At 37.7% G+C, this 589-nt stretch carries 1 tRNA gene; it reads left to right on the top strand.

Features of this window, described 5'->3' with window-relative positions:
• Positions 1-171: 171 nt before the first annotated feature.
• Positions 172-247: transfer RNA gene (locus A3766_RS21590), tRNA-Ala, on the top strand.
• The last annotated feature ends 342 nt before the right edge of the window (positions 248-589 follow it).

Below are 589 nucleotides of genomic sequence, written 5' to 3'. Positions count from 1 at the left end.
TCGGCAGTTCAAGTCTGCCCAGGCCTACCAGATTTCAGTTACTCATCGTTAAATGATTACTCGCATAGCAGGCTATGCTTCGCAGTCATTTGCCTAGATTAACTAAAATCTACGATTTTTTGAGTCTGACTTTAATGAACGTTAAAGCAGAGGATAAAATGCTCTGGGATTGGGGCTATAGCTCAGCTGGGAGAGCGCCTGCCTTGCACGCAGGAGGTCTGCGGTTCGATCCCGCATAGCTCCACCAATTTCCAAAATTGAAATGATTATAAATAAGTGTATTTGCTTGGTTTAAGTTTGAATTAAGTAAAGTGTATTTATTTCTAATCATGCGATTAGAAGCTCTTTAACAATTAGGTAAGTAATAGTAGACGTTGTTTTATGTTGTGATGACATAATGCAACTCATTGCTAAGTGATTAGATTATTCACATATCAGCGAATAATTTAATCATGGATAACGAAAGAAATGAGATTCATATCAAGCGTTATCCGGCGAAAACGTTACGAATGGTCATATATATAGCTTAAGTACTAAGATGGTAAAAGGTCGTCTTAGAAGACTGCTTCGGGTTATATAGTTAAGTGAC

Source organism: Oleiphilus sp. HI0132, assembly GCF_001635845.1.
This window is presented reverse-complemented; position numbering and strand designations above follow the sequence as displayed.